We start from the raw sequence: 1617 nt of genomic DNA on the forward strand, positions 1-1617 counted from the left end.
CTATTATTCACATGCGTAAATAACTGCTGACCAATCGATTTAATCTCTTTATCATCAAATATTGAATTCACTTTTATAACTGGCACAGGCAAACCACTCGGTATATGAATCGTACTAATAATACAATCTACTTTATCTTTATAAAGGTCTTCTACTTTCAATTGATAATAGCCTGTAATACCTACAATCTCTAATTTATCTCGAAACTGTGATAGAATTTTATATTTCAGTAGCTGTGCACTCCCTTGACCAGTCGCACAAACTAATAAACATCTTTTCTTTTGATTATTTTCTTGTAAACGGCTCATCGCCCCTCCAAAGTGAATGGCAATATAACCAATTTCACTCTCTGGAATGGATTCACCCGTATATTCACCAATTATATCTCCAACGAGAACTGCAATTTCAAAAGCATATGGATAATTTTTTTTCACTTCTGCTAAAAGAGGATTTCTCGTATTTAATTTATATTTCAAACGATTTAATAATGTTTTTAAATGAACACCAAAACCAAATAATAATTCTTCATCATAATAAAAAGTAAGATTCCGTTCTTCCGCTACTTTGAAAAGAATATGCTGCATGAATGCATATACATCTTTCCCTAATAGCTCTTCCACATTTTCATAGCGCTCTCTTGCTATAACAGCAGTACTTAATAAATGCATCGTCACATATAAAATTTCTTCTTCTGGAAATTGAAGTTTTAGCTCTTCCCCTAAATTCCCTAAAATCTGTTTCGCAATTTTATATTCTTTCTTTATTATAAGTTCAGATTCCTCTACATGCAGTGCTTGAATGTAATGATCATCCCTGCATCTCTTTAAAGCAATCGCAATATGAATTGATAAATTATCAATTTCTATATCTGATAAATATATCGTTCCTCCCTCGATATACTTTAGTATAACTGAGCGGATGAGAGAAATATGGGGTAACGATAAATACGTGTCCGTCTGCTCATAGTTCTCATGAAACGGAGTATGGTCATACCGCGGTAAACCATATTGTGATAAACAAGAACGAATATTAAATTCTTCTCCCACAATACGTATACCATAATATGGTCTTTTTTCAATTTGTAACTCATAGCGACTACAAATATCCGTAACATCTTTCATAATTAAGTTTACAGTAGATTTGCTCACATAAATCTCTTCCGCTAGCTGTGAAAGCTTCATATACCCATCTGTCGTTAAAATACGTTGTAAAATATAAGCTACTCTTTCTTCATAAGAAGTTGGAATCTTTTCCGTCTGTTTTTGAAATACATTTAAGCAAAAATCTTCAAACTTCTTAGTTTGTATAATTTCTAGTTCGTACCCATTCCCCCTTTGTGATTCAATTTTCGCTCCGTGTTCTTCCAATATATCATTTAATAATTTTATATCCTTTTRAATCGTCTTCGTTGATACATGTAAACGGCTCGCTAAAAAAGCTCGATTTAACATCGATTTCTCTTCTAAAAACTCCTCTAAAATGGAAATTAATCGCTGATGCACTTTTGTCATAGCTCTTCCTCTCGCTCTTTATATAAAGTGAAACTTTAATCAGTGGGGGTTTTGTTCATYCCCCACTGATTATTAGCCTTCACCAATCGGGCGTTTACGGGCAGTT

1 protein-coding gene is annotated in these 1617 nt (G+C 33.1%); it reads right to left on the reverse strand.

The genetic code is table 11. From position 1 onward, the window contains the following. On the reverse strand, positions 1-1511 hold a 1511-nt coding region (locus AC1DTM_RS25630), incomplete at its 3' end, for a BglG family transcription antiterminator (RefSeq protein ID WP_477001205.1). Positions 1512-1617 lie beyond the last annotated feature (106 nt).

It is taken from the genome of Bacillus sp. P4_D3 (assembly GCF_056401855.1).